At 72.9% G+C, this 20,084-nt stretch carries 7 protein-coding genes; 4 read left to right on the forward strand and 3 right to left on the reverse strand.

Translation table 11 applies throughout. The features are described 5' to 3' along the window. The first annotated feature begins 95 nt into the window (after positions 1-95). Positions 96-1,082, forward strand: a complete 987-nt coding sequence (locus IF655_RS11040; RefSeq protein ID WP_199583987.1) for a fatty acid desaturase family protein — start codon at positions 96-98, stop codon at positions 1,080-1,082. On the opposite strand, the gene IF655_RS11045 is transcribed toward IF655_RS11040, so the two are convergent. Next, entirely contained in the window at positions 1,066-10,107 is a 9,042-nt protein-coding gene (locus IF655_RS11045) for a non-ribosomal peptide synthetase (protein ID WP_199583994.1), read from the reverse strand. The two genes, IF655_RS11040 and IF655_RS11045, sit on opposite strands and share 17 nt — an antisense overlap. Beyond that, a complete protein-coding gene (locus IF655_RS11050; RefSeq protein ID WP_199583996.1) occupies positions 10,107-12,026 on the reverse strand; it encodes an AMP-binding protein in 1,920 nt (639 codons plus the stop codon). Before IF655_RS11050 ends, IF655_RS11045 begins: the two co-directional genes overlap by 1 nt. 396 nt (positions 12,027-12,422) lie before the next feature. Here IF655_RS11050 and IF655_RS11055 point away from each other — a divergent pair, with 396 nt between their 5' ends. Genes IF655_RS11055 through IF655_RS11065 form a run of 3 tightly spaced genes read left to right on the forward strand, consistent with a single transcriptional unit; the run spans position 12,423 to position 18,556 of the window. Next, positions 12,423-13,844 (forward strand): MFS transporter, encoded by a 1,422-nt coding sequence (locus tag IF655_RS11055; protein WP_199583998.1) that lies wholly within the window; start codon positions 12,423-12,425, stop codon positions 13,842-13,844. 41 nt (positions 13,845-13,885) lie between these two features. Then, positions 13,886-16,213: a lantibiotic dehydratase gene (locus IF655_RS11060; protein WP_199584003.1), complete on the forward strand. Its 2,328-nt coding sequence runs from the start codon at positions 13,886-13,888 to the stop codon at positions 16,211-16,213. 45 nt (positions 16,214-16,258) lie between these two features. Next, positions 16,259-18,556 (forward strand): M20/M25/M40 family metallo-hydrolase, encoded by a 2,298-nt coding sequence (locus IF655_RS11065; RefSeq protein WP_199584004.1) that lies wholly within the window; start codon positions 16,259-16,261, stop codon positions 18,554-18,556. Between the two features lie 141 nt (positions 18,557-18,697). On the opposite strand, the gene IF655_RS11070 is transcribed toward IF655_RS11065, so the two are convergent. Further along, the gene (locus IF655_RS11070) at positions 18,698-19,837 is read right to left on the reverse strand and encodes an aminotransferase class I/II-fold pyridoxal phosphate-dependent enzyme (RefSeq protein ID WP_199584006.1); all 1,140 of its coding nucleotides are present in this window, start codon (positions 19,835-19,837) and stop codon (positions 18,698-18,700) included. Between the last annotated feature and the right edge of the window lie 247 nt (positions 19,838-20,084).

Raw genomic sequence — 20,084 nt, forward strand, 5'->3', positions numbered from 1 at the left:
CGCATTCACGGCAGGTATACCGAGGACATTGCGACGCACCCGTGCGCTCCCCCAGCAATTGACGGACTTTGTTCCATTGTTGCCGGGGGAAACCGATGACGTCGTACCTGACACACCCCGCCGCCCGACCGGAGGACGAGAAGCCGTACCGGAAGGGATATCGCCTGCCCGCGGCGCTGCGCGCCGAGATCGCCGCCGCGCATCGGACCCGCCCTGTGCTCACCGCCGGTTGTGCCGCCCTCGACGTGCTGATCGCCGTCCTGGTGGCCGTGGCGGGCGGAGGGGTCCTGGTCTGCATGAGCCTGTGGGCGGCTCTGCCCCTCGCCCTGGTCGGCTGTCTTCTCGTCGCCCGGCAGCTCCGGGCGCTGGAGAATCTCACGCACGAGGCGTCGCACTACAACTGGGCACGCCACCACCGCCGTTGGAACGACATACTGGGCTTCCTGCTCGTCGGACTGCCGACCGGCGGACGACTGGCCGCCTACCGTGAGAGCCATCTGCGCCACCACGGCAGGTTCGGCACCAGCGACGACCCCGACCGGCGGCGGTACGCCGAACTCGACCTCGAAGGACTGCGCCGCTCATCAGCCGCGGCGTTCACCGCGTCCGTGCTCGCCCGCGCCGTGCGCTACCAGCTCGGCTGGGTGCGCGAGGTCGGCTCCGACCTGTCGGTGACGGCCGCCATGCTGGTGTGGAGCGCGGTCTTCGTCGCCCTGCCCGCGTGGCTCGGCGCGGGTCTCCCCGGCGCCGTCGCCGCCGAAGTGCTCTGGCTCGTCTCGGTCTTCGTCGTGCTGCCGGTGCTGAGGCTCGTCGCCGAGGCCGACGAGCACGTCTACTCCGACTCCGACACCGTCTTCGACGCCACCATCTCCAACGTCGGGCTGGTGCAGCGGGTGCTCGTCCATCCGCACGCCGACGGCTACCACACCGTCCACCACCTGTGGCCCGGCATCCCCCACCACAGCCTGCGCCGTACCCACACGATGCTGATGGAGCGGGACCCCGAGTACGCCCGGCGGATACGGATCCGCCGGGGCGTACTCGAGACGCCCCGGGCCGCGGAGGCTACTCCAGCTCGCTGAGCAGTGCCTCCAGGTCGGCGGCGTCCGCCTGCTCCGCCTGGGAGCGGACGATCAACTGGGCCAGGCTCTCGACCGTCGGCGACTCGAAGACCTCCCGCAGCGCCAGTTCGATCCGGAAGGTCTCCCTGATCCGGGAGACCAACTGGGTCGCGAGCAGCGAGAAGCCGTTGAGCTCGAAGAACGTGTTGTGGACGCCCACCCCCTCGATGCCGAGCAGCTCCTCGAACACCTCGACCAACTGGCGCTCCACCGGGGTGCGCGGCGCGACGTACAGGTCGGTGGGGTCGTCCCCGGCGGGGTCGGGCAGGCCGAGCAGGTCGTAGTCGCCGTCCGGAGTGAGCGGCAGGTGGTCGAGCATCACCAACTGCTGGGGCATCAGCAACTCCGGGACCCGGGTGGTGAGCTGCCGACGCAGCTCCGAGGTGCTGACCGCGCCCTCCTCGGCGGCGACGAAGGCGACGAGCTGCACCCGGCCGTCCGCTCCGACGCGTTCGGTCACCAGGGCGTCCCGGACGGCGGGCAGGTCCCGCAGCGCCGCGACCACCTCCACCAGGTCCCCGCGGGTACCGGACGCGACGGCGAACTCCGCCGTTCCGTCGGGGAGCAGGCGCCCCAGGTCGCCGGTGTGCCGGGCGTCGGAGCGGATCTCGCCGATCTCCCCGGGCGCGACCGGATGCCCCGCCGCGCCCGACAGCTCGACAGGAGAGCCGTCGACGCGCGCGCCGAGCGGAACGCGCAGGGGCGCCGTCTCCGGCGACCAGCCGTCCGGCACGTCGAAGGCGGCCAGCGGACGGCCCGTGGCCGCCACCCGGTGGAGGGCGACGACCCTGCAGGACGCCGACACCCGCCGCGCCAGCTCCACGTCGTGGGAGATCAGCCGGGCGTCGTTGTCGACGAACACATGGCGCAGTGCGGGCAGCCGCGCCCCGTGCGCCGCCAGCTCGCGCAGTTGCGGCGGGGTCAGGTACAGCACGCTGATCCCGCTGTCCCGCAGCCAGGCGGACAGAGCCACCGGGTCACCGGCGACCGCCTCGTCCGGCACCACCAGGGTGGCACCGGCCGCCCGGGACGCGTTGAACGCGGACATCATGGCGCCGGAACCGCCGGAGAGCACGGTGAACCGGTCCTGCCGGCCCAGGTCGTACCGTCCGAGCGTCCAGTCCTCCTCGACGGGCACCACCCCGTCCCCGGGCGCTTCGAGCAGGGCGCGTACGTCGATCGCCCCCTGCGGGGTGTCCTCGCCCGGAGCCGGGTCGAGGACCGTGGCGATGAACGGGTGATTGGCCAGCCCCGGGTCGGCGGCCACCGCCGAGAAGGGGACGCCCGCCAGGGCACAGCCCAGTGCCGCCACGGCGAAGCCCGCGCCGCGCCGCCTGATCACGGCGACGTCCCCGTCCTCGCGCGCCCCGAGGCTCCGGGCGACGCGCTCGGCCGCCGCGTACACCTGCGCGTACGTCCAGGAGCCGGTGCTGTCCGTCAGCGCGACCCCGTCGGGCGCGGGGCGCCGGGGACGAGGTGCCACGGCAGGTGGCTGGGCGGTCGGGGTGTCCGCCCCGGGTGCCTGGAGCGGGTAGTCGAGGATGCCGCGCGCCGGGTCGGTCGCGGCGCCGCTCAGGAGGGTACGCACCTGTGCGAGCAGGGCGCGCATCAGCGCGGCGTCGTACCGGTCCCGGTGGTGGACGAGTTCGAGCTTGACCGCGCTGTCGGACATGTGGGCGGTCAGGGTGAGGTCGAACTTGCTGGGCAGCGCGGGCGGTTCCACGTTCCGCACGGAGACACCGGCCAGCTCCCAGTCCTCCGAGGTGCTCTCCACCATGTTGAGGACGACCTGGAACAGCGGGGTGTGATTCGGGTCGCGCGGTACCTGGAGCTCGTTCACGAGCACGTCGAACGGGGTGTCGTCGCTGTGCGCGTACCCGTCGAGGGCGACCTTGCGCACCCGGGCCAGGAGCGTGTCGAAGGCGGGGTCGCCCGAGAGGTCGACGCGCAGCGGCAGCGTGTTGACGAAGAAGCCGATGAGGTCCGTCGTCGCCGCGTCGTTGCGTGTGGTGACCGGCACTCCGACGACCAGGTCCTCCTGGCCGGACCAGCGGCGCAGCACCGTGGTCAGCAGGGTCAGGAGCAGCATGAACGGGGTGACGCCGTGGGCGCGGCACAGCTCGTGCAGCGCGGCCGTCTCCTCCGCCGTCAGCTCCGCCCACACCCGGCCGCCCTCGGCACCCTGGGCGGGTGAGCGCCGCCGTGCGACCGGCAGGTCGAGAGCGGCGGGGGCGCCTTCCAGGTGCCGGCGCCAGTAGCCGACCTGTGCCTCCAGCTTCTTCGGGGTCAGCCACTCCCGCTGCCATGCCGCGTAGTCCCGGTACTGGACGGGCAGCGGGGCGAGCCCGGCGGCGTCGACGTCGCCGCCCGCCTCGTACAGGCGCGACAGTTCCCCGAGGAACAGCCGGATCGACCAGGCGTCCGAGACGATGTGGTGGATGGTGATGCTCAGCAGGTGCTCGTCGTCGGCGAGCTTGACGAGCAGGCAGCGGAAGAGGGGACCGTTCGCCAGGTCGAAGGCGGTGGACGCCTGTTCGTCCGCGAGCTTGAGCGCCGCGCTCTCGCGGTCGCCCGCGAAGCCGCTCAGGTCCTCGGTGGCCAGGCTCCAGTTGTCGTCGGGGTCCGCCACCGCCTGGACGGTGCGCCCGTCCACCAGGGGGAAGGTCGTGCGCAGGGTCTCGTGCCGGGCGACGATGGCCCGGATGCTGCGCTCCAGGGCCGGCACGTCGAGGCTGCCGAGCAGCCGCTGCCGTCCGTGCACGTTGTAGGCGACGGAGGAGCGCAGTTGGTCCTCCAGCCACAGCCGCCGCTGGTCGTAGGAGAGCACGGCCTCGGTGTCCGCCGCGCGCGGCTGGATCCCCGGACGGCTGGGCACCAGGGCGGCGGCGATGCGCTCGACCGTGCCGAGTTCGAAGATCTGCCGGACGGACACCTCGACGCCGAGGGTCTCGCGCAGCCTGCCGACCACCTTCGACGCCTGCAGCGACTGCCCGCCCAGGTCGAAGAAGTTGTCCTGCCGTCCGACCGCGGAGACCTCGAGGACCTCGCCCATGACGTCGGCGATGGCCTGTTCGGTGGGGGTGCGGGGCGGGGCGGACGGAGCGGGCGCGTACCAGTCGGGCGCGGGCAGCTCGGTACGGCTGATCTTCGCGGTCCGGGTGTACGGCAGGCTCGCCATCGGGACGAGGACCCGGGGCACCATGTAGTGCGGCAGGACGGCGTACAACCGCGCCCGCAGGTCCGCCTGTTCGGCGGTGCCGGTGAAGTACCCGGCGAGCTGGAGCTGTCCGGCGGGGTCGGTGACCGGGACGACGGCGGCGTCGGTGACGCCGGGCAGGGCGCGCAGCCGGGCTTCCACCTCGCCCGTCTCGACGCGGTGACCCCACAGCTTGACCTGGCCGTCGCGGCGGCCGACCAGTTCCAGGGAGCCGTCGGGCAGCAGCCAGGCGAGGTCGCCGGTGTGGTAGCTGCGCCCCTCGGGACCCTCGTGGAAGACGGCTGCCGTCTGGGCGGGGTCGAGGTAGCCCAGGGCCAGGGACGGTCCCGAGCAGATGATCTCGCCGAAGAGTTCGGCGGGACGCCCGTCCGCGCCCCGCAGGTGGACGTCGACGCCGGGGATCGGACGGCCGATGGAGACGGACGCGCGGGGGAGTTCCTCGCCGGGCGGGATGACGTGCATCAGGGCGACGCTGCACTCGGTGAGCCCGTACACGTTGACGATCGTGCACTGGGGGAGCTTGCGCTGCACGAAGGTGACGTCGTCGTGGGTGAGCTTCTCGCCGCCGTACGCGGCGGTGTGCAGGGTGTCGGGCCAGTCGGGGGCGCCGGGGGCGGTGGCGAGTTCGCGGAACGCGGTCGGAGTGGAGTGGTAGATGGTCGCCCCGGAGCGGGCCAGTGTCGCGCGGACCGCTTCGGCGCCGTCCCGGCGCAGGTCCATGGGGCAGGCGGTGGCGCCGTGGACGAGCGCCGAGTAGAGGTCCTGACCGGCGCCGTCGGCGGTGTAGGAGCAGACCATGGTGAGCCGGTCGGTCTCCCGCACGCCGAGCACGTCGGCGTAGGCGTACACGTGCCGCGCGACGTTGTGGTGGCTCTGCACGACCGCCTTGGGCTGCCCGGTGGAGCCGGAGGTGAACAGGACGTACGCGACGGCGTCCGGGTCCAGCGGGGACCAGGCGTCCAGCGCAGGCGTGCCGGTGTCGTTCACGTCGAGCACGGGACGGCCGTCCGCGATCTGCTCGGCGAGGGTCCGGTTGGCGGCGTCGGTGACGATGGCGTCGGCGTCCGTGAGGTCGACGAGCTGCGCCAGACGGCCCTCGGGCGCGCTGGTGTCGAGCGGCATGTAGGCGTGGCCGGCCGCCATGATGCCGAGCATGGCCACGGGGACTTCGAGCCCCTGCCCGCAGAGGATGCCGACCCGTCCGTGATCGGCCGCCACCCGGGCGCGCAGGGCGCCGCCCAGCACGCGCGCGCGGTGGTCGAGTTCGGCGTAGCCGAGGGTGGCGTCCGGGGTCCACAGCGCCGCCCGGTCGGGGTGGAGCGCCACCCGCCGCAGGAACCCTTCGGCCACCGTGCCGCCCTCCGGGGCGACGGACGGCGTGAGGGGGATGCCGGAACCCCGGGTGAGGCGCAGCTCTCCCACCGGGGAGCGCGGGTCTGCCGCCACCTGGGTGAGCAGGGTGACGTACTGGCCGAGCATGGCTTCGGCGGTGTCGGCCTCGAACAGGTCCTGGCTGTAGTTGAGCAGCAGATCGACCGTGCCGTCGGGCAGGTCCTCGACGTACAGCTCCAGGTCGTACTTGGCGGGCAGCGACTCGGGCGGGAGCTGTGCGGCGGTCAGACCGGGCGCGGTGAACCCGGAGGCGGGCTGGTTGAGGTAGTTGAACATCACGTCGAACAGCGGGGTGCGGCTCGGACCCCGGGCGGGCAGGTCGAGTGCGTCCAGGATCGCCTCGAACGGCGCGTCCTGGTGGTCGAGGGCGTCGAGCACCGTCCGGCGGACCTGCTGGAGCAGCCCGGTGAAGGAGGCGTCGTCGTCGACCTCGGCGCGCAGGACGACGGTGTGCAGGAAGAACCCGACGAGCCGTTCGAACTCGCTGTGGCCACGGCCCGCGACGGGGGAGCCGACCGCGATGTCCGTCTGCTCGCTGTGCCGACGCAGCAGCACCAGGAAGGCCGCCAGCAGCACCATGTACGGACTGGCCGAGTGCTCCGCGCCGTGCGCGTGCAACCGCCGTGCGACGTCGGCGGGGACCCGGGCGCGGACCAGGGCGCCGCGGTAGCTCGGGCGGGCCGCCCGCAGCCGGTCGGTACGCAGCTCCAGCGGGGCGACACCGTCCAACCGCCGTCCCCAGTACGCGATGTGGGGGTCGAGCGCGCCGCTGTCCCGCGCTTCGCGCTGCCAGGCGGCGTGGTCGGCGAACTGCAGCGCCAGCTCCGGCAGTTCGGGGTCGCGGTCCTGCGCCAGCGCCGTGTACGCCCGGCCCAGCTCCTCGCCCAGGACGGCGAGGGACCAGCCGTCGGCGACGAGGTGGTGGACGGTGAGCAGCAGGATGTGCTCGTCCGCGCCCAGCTCGGCCAGGTGGACACGGAGCAACGGTCCCGCGCTCAGGTCGAGCCCCGACGCCGCCTCCTCGGCGAGGTCCGCCAGCTCCGAGAGGTCGCTCAGCCGCGCCCGCTCCAGCCCCGCGAGCGGCTCGGGGTGGATGACCTGCTCCAGCTCCTCGTCCGTCTCGCGGAACGTCGTGCGCAGCGCCTCGTGACGCCGGACGACGGTACGGAGCGCCTGGTCCAGGAGGTCCGGGCGGAGCGCGCCCTCGACGCGCAGCGCCCCCTGCATCAGCCAGGCACGGTGCGCGGCGGGGTCCATCCGGCACAGGCTCCACAGCCGCCGCTGTCCGTCGGTCACCGGGGCGAGCAGGGTGCCGTCGGGACCGGGGCGGCGGGGCGCGGGCGCAGGCAGGGGGCGGGTGCCGGAGTCCCGCAGCGCGGCAGCCTGGTCGGACAGGACCGACCGCTCGAAGATCAGGCGTACGGACGCGTCCACCCCGGCACGCTCGCGCAGACGGCTGAGCACCTGCCCGGCGAGCAGGGAGTGCCCGCCCAGATCGAAGAAGTCGTCGTCACGGGTGACGCTCTCCACGCCGAGCACCTCGCGCCAGACGTCGGCGACGAGCTTCTCGGCCGCGGTGCGCGGCGGTTCGCCCCCGCCGCCCGTCCGCACGGGGGCGGGCAGGGCGCGCCGGTCGACCTTGCCGTTGGGGGTGCGCGGGAAGGCGTCGAGCACGACGAAGGCGGACGGCGTCATCGCGTCGGTCAGGGTCCGGCGCAGGTGGGCGCGCAGCTCACCGGGGTCGACGGCGTCGGGCGCGGCGGCGGTCACATAGCCGACCAGCCGGTCGCCGTACAGCGTGGCGACGGCGTCGTCCACCTCGGGACGGCGGCGCAGGGCAGCCTCGATCTCGCCCAGCTCGACGCGCTGCCCGCGCACCTTGACCTGGAAGTCCTGGCGCCCCAGATAGGCCAGTTCGCCGTCCGGTCGGTAGCGGACCAGGTCACCGGTGCGGTACATGCGCCGACCCGGTTCGAACGGGTCGGCGACGAAGCGCGCGGCGGTCAGGGCCGGGCGGTGGAGATACCCGCGCGCCAGTCCCGAGCCGCTGAGGTACAGCTCGCCGACGGCGCCCACCGGCACCGGGCGCAGCTCGCCGTCCAGTACGTAGGCGCGTTCGTGCGGGAGCGGCAGTCCGATCGCCGGGTTCCGCTCCCCGCGGGCGATGCGTGAGTAGGTCGAATAGGTGCTGTCCTCGCTCGGTCCGTAGAGGTTGTACACCGCCTCGACGTGACCGGTGGCGTACAGGTCCGCCACGAGGGAGCCGGGCACGGCTTCGCCGCCGAGTCCGATCACCTTGGGCGTGCCGCGCAGTCCGCCGCCTGCGACCAGCTCCCGTGCGGCGGAGGGCACCGTACAGATCAGGGTCACGTCGGGGGCGTCCGGTGCGAGCAGGGCGAGCGGGTCGTCCACGACGACGACCGTCCCGCCCGCGGCGAGCGGACCGAAGAACTCGAAGACCGACACGTCGAAACAGACCGACGTGGAGGCGAGCACCCGCGACAACTGGTGGGCGGTGTACTCGCGCAGTCCCCAGCGCACCATCTCGACGGTGCTCGCGTGGGTGAGCATCACGGCCTTCGGGGCGCCGGTCGAACCCGAGGTGTACAGGACGTAGGCGAGCGAGTCGGGGCGCGCGTCCGGTCCGGCGACCGGGGTCACCGGCTGCCGGTCCAGGGCTTCGGGGTCGAGGGCGGTGAGGATCGTGTGGGCGCCGCTGTCCTCGCGCATGAACGCGATGCGCTCGGCCGGGTAGGCGGGGTCGAGCGGCAGATAGGCGGCGCCGGTCTTGAGGATGCCGAGCATCGCCACGGCGAGGTCGGCGGTGCGCGGCATCTGGATCGCGACGATGTCCCCCGCGCCCGTGCCGCCGGTCCGCAGGAGGTGGGCGAGCTGGTTGGAGCGCTCGTCGAGCTGACGGTAGGTGAGGTGCTGCCGGGCGTCGGTGACCGCGGGTTCGTCCGGTACCCGGGCGACCTGCGCGGCGAACAGGTCGGTGAGGAGGGCGGGTTCGGTCTCGGGCCGGGGTCCGGCGCCCCACCGGGCGAGGAACGCGCGGTCCTCGGCGGTGTGCGGGTCGAGGTGCGCGGCGGTCCGGTCCGGGTTCGCGAGCGCCTCGGCCAGCAGCACCCGCAGCCGTTCGGTCATCCGGTCCGCGCCGGTCGCGTCGAAGAGGTCGGCGTTGTAGTCCCACGTACCCCAGAGCTGTTCGCCGTCGCGCCAGAGGTGGAACTCGATGTCGTGCTGCACTGCCTGGCGCGGCAGCCGCACCGGGCGCAGCGGGGAGCCGCCGAGCCGGGCGGTGCCGAGCTCTCCGTGGAAGACGAAGTGGGTGCGGAAGAGGGGCGAGCGGTCCGTGCCGCGCTCGGGGGCGAGCGCGGTGACGACGTCCTCGAACGGAGCGTCACGGTGCGCGAGGGCGGCGAGGCTGGTGTCCCTGGCGCGGCGTACCAGCTCGCGGAAGGTGGGGCGGCCCGACAGGTCGGTGCGCAGCAGCAGCGGGTTGGCGAGCAGTCCGACGACGCCGTGCGTACCGGGGCGGGCGCGACCGCCCTCGGCGGTGCCCACGCCGAAGTCGCTCTGCCCGGTGTGGCGGCCGAGGAGCAGTTGGTAGGCGGCGAGGAGCACCGCGAAGAGGGTGGTGCCCTCCTCCTTCGCGAGCCGTTCGGCCGAGGCGACCAGATCGCTCGGCAGGTCCACCGGTACCGATCCTGCCCGCAGTCCGGTGTCCGCCGTGCGCGGCCGGTCGGTGGGCAGGTCGAGGACGGGCAGCCCGGCCAGCCGCTCCTTCCAGTAGGCGAGGTGGCCGGGGTCGGCCACCGCGGTGGGGACGTCGGGCGGCGGGAGCGGCAGCGTGCCGCCGCCGTAGAGATGTTCGAGCTCACCGAGGAGGACACCGAGCGAGCCGCCGTCGCACACCAGATGGTGCGTGACGAAGACGAGGAGGTGCTCGTCGTCGGCGACCCGGATGCCGTGCACGCGTACGAGAGGAGCGCGGGCCAGGTCGAAGGGGGCGGCGGCGGTGTCCTGGGCGAGCTGCTCCGCGGCACCGGGGTCGCCGCGCAGGTCGGTCCAGAGCGTGACCGGTCCGTCCGGCTCCGCGTGCACGGTGCGGACCGGTCCCCGCGGACCCGCGTGGAAGGAACTGCGCAGCGCGGGGTGACGGACCGTCAGGGCGGTGACCGCCGCGTCAAGGCGGTCGTGGTCGAGCGGTCCGGTGTGCCGGGCGGCGAAGACGAGGTTGAAGACGGGGGTGTGCGGGTGCAGCTCCTCGAACAGCCAGATGCCCTGCTGGCCACGGCTGAGCGAGGCGGGTCCGCTGGTGCTCCGGGCCTCGCGCCAGCGGGCCACCAGGTTTCGTCCGGTCGTCAGGTCCATCACGCCGCCGCCTCGCCCTTGATCACCGAGTGGACGCGGTCGAGCACCGCGTCCTCCGCCCGCCCTTCGGCGAGCCATTCCCGCACCAGCGCGTTCGCCACGTCCTGCGGCGTCGCCGCCGAGAGCACCGTCCCCAGGGGCACCGGGAGTCGCAGCGCGTCCTCCAGCACCGCCGCGGACTCGGCGGCCAGCACCGAGTCGACGCCGAGATCGGTCAGGCTGTCCGTCGGCCGGCACTGCGGAAGGTCGCGGACGGCCGCGACGATCCCGCAGATCAGCGTGGTCAGTTCGGTCGCCGCGACCGACGTCGGCCGCTCGGCGGTCAGCGCGGCGAGCATGTCCGGATCGTCGACGACCGCGTCGCCGAACGCCCCCGCCAGGAACTCCACCCGGCACTGCGACCGCCTGACCTTCCCGCTCGATGTGCGGGGCACGGTGCGCGGCGGCACCAGGACCACCATCCCGAGGGGCAGTCCGGTGCCCGCGAGCACGGCGGCGCGCACGCGCGAGGCGATCTCCGCGGTCCGCTCGCCGCGCACCTCCATGACCAGGACCGGGCACGGCGCGTCCCCGTCGACCAGGAACGCCGCCGCGGTTCCGGCGCCGCGGCCGAGCAGCTCCAGGGCGGGCGCCTCGACGTCCGAGGCGTGGTGGTTGGCGCCCCGGAAGACGATCACGTCCTTGGCCCGTCCGGTGACGGTCAGCTCGCCCGCCCGCAGCCGTCCGAGGTCACCGGTGCGCAGGAACGTCTCGCCGTCCAGTTGGCCGAAGAGGCTGGAGGAGTCGGCGCCGAGGTAGCCGGAGGTGACGTGCGGACCGGCGATCCATATCTCGCCCTCCTGCCCCTCCTGGCGCGGCGTTGCCGTGTCGGGGTCCACGACGACGACGTGCTGGCCGGTCACGGGGGAGCCGCAGCTCACGGTGGCGTCCGCGGCGGGTCCCGACCAGTGGCCCGCGCTGACGATCAGCGTCGCCTCCGCCAGCCCGTAGCAGGGCACGAACGCCGCCGGGTCGAAGCCGACCGGCGCGAAACGCTTGGCGAACGCGTCCATGGTCTGCTGCTTGACCGTCTCGCCGCCGCTGAAGGCCACGCTCCAGCCCGACAGGTCCAGCCCCTCCAGAGCGGCGTCGTTGTGCGCGCGCCGCACACACAACTGGTACGCGAAGTCCGGTCCGCCGCTGACCGTGACGCCGTGCTCGGTGATCTGCCGCAGCCAGGACAGCGGCGCCTTCAGGAAGTCCTCCGGGGGCATGACCCGGACCGGAATGCCCGCGGACATCGGTGCGAGCAGCCCGCCGATGAGCCCCATGTCGTGGTACGGCGGCAGCCATGTCATGCCCCGCGAGGCGGCGTCGAGACCGAACGCCTCCGCGATCGCCGCCGTGTTCGCCGCGACGCTGTCGTGGCGGACCAGGACACCGCGCGGGCGTCCGGTGCTGCCCGAGGTGTACTGGACGATGGCGACCTGCTGGTGCTCGGCGCCCGCCGGACGGAACCAGGGCGTGCCGTCGGCCTCCGGACCGGGGACGGTCAGGAAGGCCGCCGCCGGGATGCCGGGGTGGTGTTCGGGGGCGAGTACGACCGAGGGGCGGGCGTCCTCGACGATGCCCGACAGCCGCTTGCGGTCCGGGAGCGAGGACTGGTTCGGCGGGTAGGCGGGGATCACCGGCCGTCCGGCCATCATCGCGGCGAAGACGGCGACCACGTACTCCAGACCAGCGGGGTAGAGCAGCAGCACCGGTCCGTCACCGCAGCGGGCGAGTCGCCCGGCCAGGGCGGCGGCGCGACCGGCCAGCGCACCGTGGGTCAGCACCGTGGTCCGCCCGTCCCGGCCGACGAGTTCATAGGCGATGGCGTCCGGGTCCCGGTCGGCCCGGGAGTGGAGTATGTCGACCAGAAGGTTCGTGCGGTCGATCATCAGGTGGCCCTCCCGAGCATGTGATTCCGACGGCCTGACCGGGGGATCCGGGCAGACCGGACACGGTCCCCCGTACGCGGCGGACACACGGTTTGCGCAGCGGTCCTCGCCGGGGGCGCCCGGGAGCACGTGGTCCGTGGCCCGCACCGGGGACCGGCGTGCTCTCCCGCCCGTGGTCCGACGAGGCTCGACATGGGCGGCAGCCCACACCGTGCCAGGAAGGTAATCGCCGCTGAGAGGGGGGCGGGCGTCCCATAAAGGGGGGATGCGCTCGGCGCCGCCCGATCCGTGAACATGGCTGTCAGCACGGTCCATTGGGCGCCGCAACGCCTTTGAAATGGAAGGCATCGCGCCTTGAGCGGCGTGATTGCGTTCCCGACTCAACATAAACCGTGGATGGGGCAGTCGCGCATGCGCAAGTTCACCGTAATCTGGGCGAGCAGCCTGGTGACGATGGTCGGTACGGCACTGACCGGGTTCTCCCTCGGGGTGTGGGTCTATCTCGAAACCGGCTCGACGACCCAGCTCGCCGTCACCTTCGTGCTGGCGTTCCTGCCCGGCATCCTGTTCTCGCCGCTGGCCGGCGCCCTCGTGGACCGCTGGGACCGGCGGCTCATCCTGCTCGTCTCCGACGCGGTGGGCATCGGCACCACGCTGACCCTGGGGCTGCTCTACACCGCCGGTCATCTACAGCCGTGGCACATCTTCGTGACCACGGTGATCCGGTCGTCGCTGCGGGCCATGCAGGTTCCGGCGCTCAACTCGATCGTCGTGCTGCTGGCGCCCAAGGAGCAGATCGGCCGGGCCAACGGTCTGATGGGGGTCGCCAACGCCGTCAGCCAGACCGTGGCACCTGCGGTCGGCGGCGCGCTCATGCTGGGCATCGGTCTCAACGGCGTGCTGTTCCTCGACTGCGCGACGTTCTTCCTCAACGTCGTGGTCCTCTTCCTCACGCGCATCCCCGCCCCGCCGCGGTCGCAGGCGGGTACCGAGGGCACGGGGTCGCTGCGCCGCGAGATCGGTCAGGGCTGGCGGGTCCTGACGAGCAACCGCGCGCTGATCACCCTCGCCCTCTTCTACGCGGCGCTCGACCTCAGTGTCGGTTTCGTCGACATCCTCATCACCCCCATCGTGATCGGCTTCGCGTCGGTCTCCGCGCTCGGCGTGGTCCTCACGATCGGCGGTATCGGGCTGGTCCTCGGCAGCGTCACCATGGCGTCCTGGGGCGGTCCCCGGCGCCGTATCCACGGGACCGCGGGGTTCGCGATCCCGCTCGGACTGTTCCTCTGCCTCGGATCGCTGCGCCCCAGCGTCACCCTCGTGGCGATCGCCGCGTTCGGCTTCATGTTCTGCTCGATGATCATTGACGGCACGTCCCGGAGCATCATCGGCACCGAGGTGGAACCCGACCTGCAGGGGCGGGCGTTCGCCACGTTCAACATGGTGACCAACACCGTCCTGTGCAGCAGCTACCTCCTCGCGGGACCGGTCTCCGACCACGTCTTCGAGCCCCTGCTCGCGAAGGACGGCGCGCTCGCGGGGAGCGTCGGCGACCTCCTGGGGACCGGCGAGGGACGCGGCATGGCCTTCCTGCTCGGACTGCTCGGGCTGCTGGTCCTGGCGACGGCCGCCGCGGGCTATCTGACCCCGGGACTGCGGGGGCTGTCGGACAAGGTGACGAAGCCCGCCGCCGAGGACTCCGCCGCGGAGGGATCCGCCGCCGAGGACTACGCCGGGCAGGCGGACCCGGGTCCGGGCGGCACCCCGGACCGGGAAGCGGCGGGCGGGCAGACACCCCAGCCGGTCTCCGACCGATGACGGGCGGCGAGAGGGAGCGAGGGGCACCACGGATGCGCGCCATGAACGGCACGGACGCCACCGGCGACGGACACCCCCTGCGGACACCGCTCGGTGCCACGGGCTGGGACCTGTGGGGTGATGCCGCGCTGCGCAGCGCGGGGTTCCCCGCCGAGCGGATCGCCGAGCTGTGCGACGCCGAACTCGCCGCGGCAGCCGACCAGTTCGACGACCGGGAGGAGGGGTCCCGCGAGCGCTACGCGAAGGTGTTCCACGCCGCTGCCGAACGGCTCGGCGCGGCGGTCCGCAAAACCGCCGCCGATCCGCTCTTCCGCGAGGCCGTCACCTGGCAGAACCCGGCGCTCGTCCACAACTGCCTGGACAAGGCGGCAGCCGGTGAACCCCGCAACGTGCGCGGCCGCTACCACGAGCTGACGATCGTCACCTACCTCCAGCGCTACTGCCTGAAGAACGACACGGTCGGCTTCTTCGGCCCGGTCGGCTGGGCCCGGATCAGCCCGGAGGCGACCGGTCTGTCGGCCACGCCCGGTCCCGCGCTCGTGAGCCGCCGCACCACCTACTTCGAGGGCTGGGCCGTCGAGGCGCTCGCCCGCGCGGTCGGTGCCCGCCGCGAGGTGCTGCCCTGGCTGACCCCGCGGGTCGTCCCCGCCGCCTCGCTCACCGGCTGGACGGTCCAGCTCCCCTTCCGCAAACCGGTCACCCTGACCGCGCAGGAGGTGCGGGTGCTCGGCCGGTGCGACGGGCGGCACACCGTGGGCGACATCGCGGGCACCCCGTTCGACCTGGACACCGTGACCGCTCTGCTGCGGCTGCGCGATCTCGACGTCATCCGGATCGACCTCGTGGGCGGACTCGTCGCCGAGCCCGAGCGGGACCTCGCCGACCGCATCGCCCGGCTCGGCGACCCCGCCGTGCGCGAGCGCGCCGAGCGACCGCTCGGCGAACTGCTCGCCGCCCGCGCCGAGGTGGCCGCCTCGGCCGGGGACCCCGACCGCCTGCTGCGCGCCACCGGGCAGCTCGCGGCCGAGTTCGAACGCCTCACCACGTCCTCGTCCACGCGCCGGGCGGGCGGCACCTACGCCGGACGGACACTGGTCTACGAGGACACCGTCCGCGACCTGGACCTCCGCATCGGCCGCGAGGTGACCGACCAACTGGCCGCGCCCCTCGGGCTGCTGCTCGACAGCGCGCTCTGGCTGGCCAACAGCATCGCGGAACGCTACCTCGCCCGCGGCCGCCATGTGCTGGAGCGCGGCGGCGCCGAGTCGATGCCGTTGCTGCAGATGCTCACCGCGCTCCTCCCCGAGGTCGCCCAGCTCTCCACGGACAACCTCCGCTCGGAGCTGGTCGACGAGGTGGTCGCGGAGTTCCGTGCGCGCTGGCGCCGCGTCGTCGGGCTGCCCCTGGAGTCCTTCGCCGACACGCCCCGGCACACCGTCGGCGCCGCGGAGATCGCCGACCGGGTGGCCCAGGAGTTCGCGACCGGGGCGCCGCTCTGGAGCTGTGCCCGCTGGAACTCGCCCGACGTCATGTTCCTGACGGAGAGTCCGCAAGCCGCCGAACGCGGGGACGTGGACTTCGTCCTCGGCGAGATGCACTGCTCCATCAACACCCTGGAGAGCCAGCTCTTCGTCTCCCAGCACCCCGACTCCGCGCGCCTGCGCGACAGCGCCGCCGCCTCGGGCATGGACGGGCGGGTGGTCATCATCCCCCGCATGGACGCCGCCCTGACCACGTCGCGGATGGCCCGGGCGACCGAGCTGAGGCTGCCGTCGTACACCTATCTGTCGATCGGCTCCGACTCCTTCGACGCGCCCCCGGGAGCGACCACCCTCTCGGTCGCGGACCTGATGGTGGAGCGCAAGGGCGACGACGGACTGGTCGTGCGCCACCGGACCGACGGCCGGGAGTACCCGTTCCTGGAACTGATCGGCGAACCGCTCTCGCTCCTCGTCGCCAACGCGTTCAGCCCGTTCGGCGGGGCGGGGCACCGTCCCCGGATCAGCATCGACCGGCTCGTCGTCGAGCGCGAGGCATGGACCTTCACCGCGGCGGACTGCGACTGGGCGTTCCTCAAGGACGAGCGGCGGCGGTACGCGGCAGCACGCGCCTGGCGCGCCCGGCACCGGCTGCCCGAGCGCGGCTTCTACCGGGTGCCGGTCGAACGCAAGCCGATGGCCGTCGACTTCCGCAGCCTCGCGCTGGTGAACCTGCTGGCGAAGTCCGTCCGCAGGACCGCCGAGACCGGCGGCGGGTTCACGCTCTCCGAGATGCTCCCCGACACCGACCGGCTCTGGCTGCGCGACCACGCCGGTCAGCGGTACACCGCCGAACTGCGGGTCGTCGCCGTCGATGCCGCCCGCCGGTGACCTGATCCCTCCCCTTCCCCGTCACGAGGTACAACCGTGCAGGCCATGATCGCTCTGCGGAGACGGATACCGGCCCTGGCCGCGTTCCTGCTCCTGCTGCTCGTCTCCGTCGCGGCCACGCTGCCGCTTCTCACCCCCGACGCCCGGCCGGTCTCCACCGCCGAGGACACCTTCTCGGCGACCCGCGCGATCGGCAGGCTCGACCGCATCGCGACGGTCCCGCACCCCACCGGTTCGCCCGCGCAGAACGACGTACGCGCCTACCTCCTCGGCGAGCTGCGGGCGCTGGGGCTCACCCCCGAGGAGCTGACCCGCGCCGCCGCCCGGGACGGCGACGACGCGCCCGCCGACGCCGGTACGGTCACCGACCTCCACGCCACGATCCCCGGCACGCGGTCCACCGGCCGCGTCCTGCTCGTCGCCCACTACGACTCGGTGCCGATGGGTCCCGGCGCCGCCGACGACGGCTCCAACGTCGCGGCGATCCTCGAGATCGTCCGCGCGCTCAAGGCGGGACCGCGGCTGCGCAACGACGTCGAAGTCCTCTTCACGGAAGGCGAGGAGGACGGGCTGCTCGGCGCGCAGGCGTTCGTGGACGCGGAGGCGGGGACCCGGCAGGCGGCCGCTCCGGAGCGGACCGTCGTGGTCAACATGGAGGCGCGGGGTGTCTCCGGTCCCGCCGTGATGTTCCAGATGGCGGGCGGGGGGCTCACCTCCGCCGTGCGGGCGTCGGGAGCGTTCACCACGTCACTCGCCGACGAGGTCTACCGGCTGCTGCCGCACGACACGGACCTGACGGTCTTCGACGAGGCAGGGATGCGGGGGCTCAACTTCGCCTTCATGGGAGGCTCCCCGCACTACCACACCGACCACGACGACATCGCCCGGCTCGACCCCACCTCCGTGCAGGACATGGGCGACAGCGCGCTCGGCGCGGTCCGGCGGCTGGGCGGCGAGAACCTCGCCGGGAGCGGTTCGGACGCCACGTACTTCTCGCTGTTCGGCACGCTCGTGTCCTACCCGGCGTGGCTGGTTCTGCCGCTCGCCGTGGTGGCGCTGCTTGCCGTACCGCTGCTCATGTGGTTCGGGCGCCGTGCGGGTCTCGCCCCGCGCCGCGTCGGGCGGGCCGCCGCCACGTTCCCGCTGACGCTGATCGGCGCGGCGGCGCTCGGGGTGGCCGCCTGGTGGGTGCTGGCACAGTTCCGTCCGGACTTCGTGCTCACCGCCGGGGGCGTCTACCACCTGGGACGCTACGCCGTGGGGGAGACGCTGCTGCTCCTGGTCCTGCTCGCCGCCTGGTACCGGTGGGCCCGCCGTGAGGCGTCGCCGCTCGATGTCACGGTGGCGGTGCTCTGCTGGTTCGCGCTGCTCTCCGTGGTGTGTGCCGTACTGCTGCCCGGAGCCGCCTACCTCTTCACCTGGCCGGCGCTGATCGGTCTCGCCGCCGTCGCCGTGATCCTGCGGTACACGGGCGAGAGTTCGCCCTGGCGGACCGTGGCCGGGGCGGCGGCAGCGGTACCGGCGGTGGCCCTCGTGCTGCCGGTGGTCCTCATGCTGCTGCCCACCCTGGGGCTGTCGGCCGTGGCCGTCCCGCTGGTCCTGGCGGCGTTCGTGGCGGGCGTGCTCCTGTGCGTGGTGGAACCGCTGCCGCGGCGCCGGGTGGCCACCGCGGTGATGCTGGCGGCGGCGGTCGCGGGCGTGGCCACGCTCGGCGTGGGCGCCGCCCTCGACGGCTACAGCCCCGACGAGCCCAAGGCGGTCAGCCTCGGGTACGTGCTCGAGTCCGACACGGGCAGGGCGACCTGGGTCAGCCTCGGCGACACCTCCGAGCCCACGGTCGGCACGTTCCTCGGCGACGACCCCGTCCGTTACGACGACCGGGTTCCGCCGCTGTCCGGCGTCGCGCTGCCGAACGGGAAGGCGAAGACCGCCCGACTGGACCTTCCGCGCGCCGAGGACGTCTCGGTGACCGAGTCCGGCGGCGTGCGCACGGTACGGATGCGCGTCAAGGCGCCCGCGGACAGCTACGCCCTCGCCGTGTACGCCGACACCGGCGACCACGAGATCCTCGGCGCCTCCGTCGAAGGAAGGAAGCTCTCCGGGGGTCGCAACCACCCGCAGGGCAGGTGGGGTTGGGGCGTCACCTACGCGGCGCCGCCGACGGACGGACTCGACATCGTCGTCCGCGCGCGGGGCGCGGGTCCGCTGCCGCTGCGCGTGGTGACCAGCGAGGTCGGTCTCCCCGACGGGGTCGGCGCACCCGCACTGGGCGCCGACCGGAGCTGGGCGGGCTGGCCGTCGGTCGCGGGCCAGACCTTCGTCGTACGGACCTTCAGGGGCTGAGCGCCCGACCGTTGCCCGCGGGGCGCTTTCGCCCGTGTCCCGCGGGCGGTCCGCCTTGTCCTCGTCGGCCGGACCGCGCAACGCGTAAGGCGGCACCACCCCGCTCAGGGGTTGTGCCGCCACAGGCGTCGCGCGGTTCCGTCAGCGTGCCGACGGGGTGGGGGCGAGGTCCCGGTACGCCTCGGCCATCGTCTGCACGGCCTTCTGCACCGTCTCGAACGGCCGGGCCAGCGAGACCCGTATGTAGCGCAGACCGCTCTCCGGGTCCGCCCAGTGGAAGGGCGAGCACGGCAGCACGTGGACGCCGCGCACGAGCATCTCCTTGTGCAGGACGGCCGAGTCGGGTCCCTCCTCGGGGAGTTCGATACGCGCCACACTGATCTGCGAATCCGGGTCGGCCAGTCGCAGACCGACCTGGGCGATCGTCTCCTTGACCGTGGCACGGTTGCGCTCGACCAGGTCGCGTGCCCGCTCGTAGCCGCCGTCGACCCAGTCCCCGGCCAGTTGCGTGATGAGCTGCAGGACGACCGGGGAAGCCGCGAGCAGCGACTCGGAGAAGGCGTACTCGATCGGCAGGTCGGTGCGCTCGCTGTAGGCGAGCATGCCGATCTTCAGCTCGTGCGTCGGCCACAGCTTGCCGGTGTCCTCGATGGTGATCCAGGCGCACCCCGCGGCGTCGAGCACCGCGTAGGTGTCGTACTGCGCGTCACGGACCTGACCGCGGAAGCTGGCGTCGATGATGACCGTCTGGTCGTTCCGCGCGGCGTGCTCCGCCAGGGACCGCAGGTGCCCCTCGGGGGTGATCAGCCCGGTCGGGTTGTTGGGCAGCGTCACCACGATGGCGTCGACCGGGGCGCCCGGCCACTTCTCGGCGAGGAGGTCCTCCTCGGACATCGGGACGAGGCGCAGACCGCGGGTCCTCAGCAGGTCGGCGATGTTGTCGAACGTCGGGTGGAGCACCGCGACCGTCGCTCCCGCCGGGAGGGCGCGGGCGACGATGTCCGTGGCGAGCGTCGACGAGTAGCAGCTCAGGATCCGTCCGGTGCCGACCGGCGCGGTGTGCTGGCCGACAGCGCTGAAGAACGCCTTGTGGGCCGCGAGTTCGATCTCGGAGAACGGCCGGCGGGTGGCCTCCACAAACATTTCGGGAATGCGGGCGACAATGTCGGACTGCTGTGGTGTGAGAACGAGCCGGGCGTGTCCGTCGGTGAGGTTGAGCCCACCGTCGACGTCCATCAGCGCGTCAACTTCCATTGTCGTCAGATTGACAATTTCGGTCATCCTCAGCCCTTCAATAGGTCCCCGGATGCCTTCTGCTCGCCGTATTGATGAACCGACTCGGGCGTCACGAAAGCGCGATTGGGCTCCGCAGGAACTGTCACGTTGCCGAAAATATAGAGAGGGTCGCGCCCGGTGTGCCTGTCCCCTCTAAGGGGGACCGCGAGGCTTTCCCCTCCGTGCCTAGACTCCGATCCGTTCACGTCGGACCGCGGGTGCAGGGCACCGGCGGCGGGAAGGTGGAGGACGA

It is taken from the genome of Streptomyces sp. DSM 110735, assembly GCF_016482685.1.
Classification (GTDB): Bacteria; Actinomycetota; Actinomycetes; order Streptomycetales; family Streptomycetaceae; genus Streptomyces.

Coding starts and splice junctions, on each gene's coding strand:
- IF655_RS11040 (WP_199583987.1), top strand. CDS start 96: ATGACGTCGTACCTGACACACCCCGCCGCCCGACCGGAGGACGAGAAG.
- IF655_RS11045 (WP_199583994.1), bottom strand. CDS start 10,107: ATGGACCTGACGACCGGACGAAACCTGGTGGCCCGCTGGCGCGAGGCC.
- IF655_RS11050 (WP_199583996.1), bottom strand. CDS start 12,026: ATGATCGACCGCACGAACCTTCTGGTCGACATACTCCACTCCCGGGCC.
- IF655_RS11055 (WP_199583998.1), top strand. CDS start 12,423: ATGGGGCAGTCGCGCATGCGCAAGTTCACCGTAATCTGGGCGAGCAGC.
- IF655_RS11060 (WP_199584003.1), top strand. CDS start 13,886: ATGAACGGCACGGACGCCACCGGCGACGGACACCCCCTGCGGACACCG.
- IF655_RS11065 (WP_199584004.1), top strand. CDS start 16,259: ATGATCGCTCTGCGGAGACGGATACCGGCCCTGGCCGCGTTCCTGCTC.
- IF655_RS11070 (WP_199584006.1), bottom strand. CDS start 19,837: ATGACCGAAATTGTCAATCTGACGACAATGGAAGTTGACGCGCTGATG.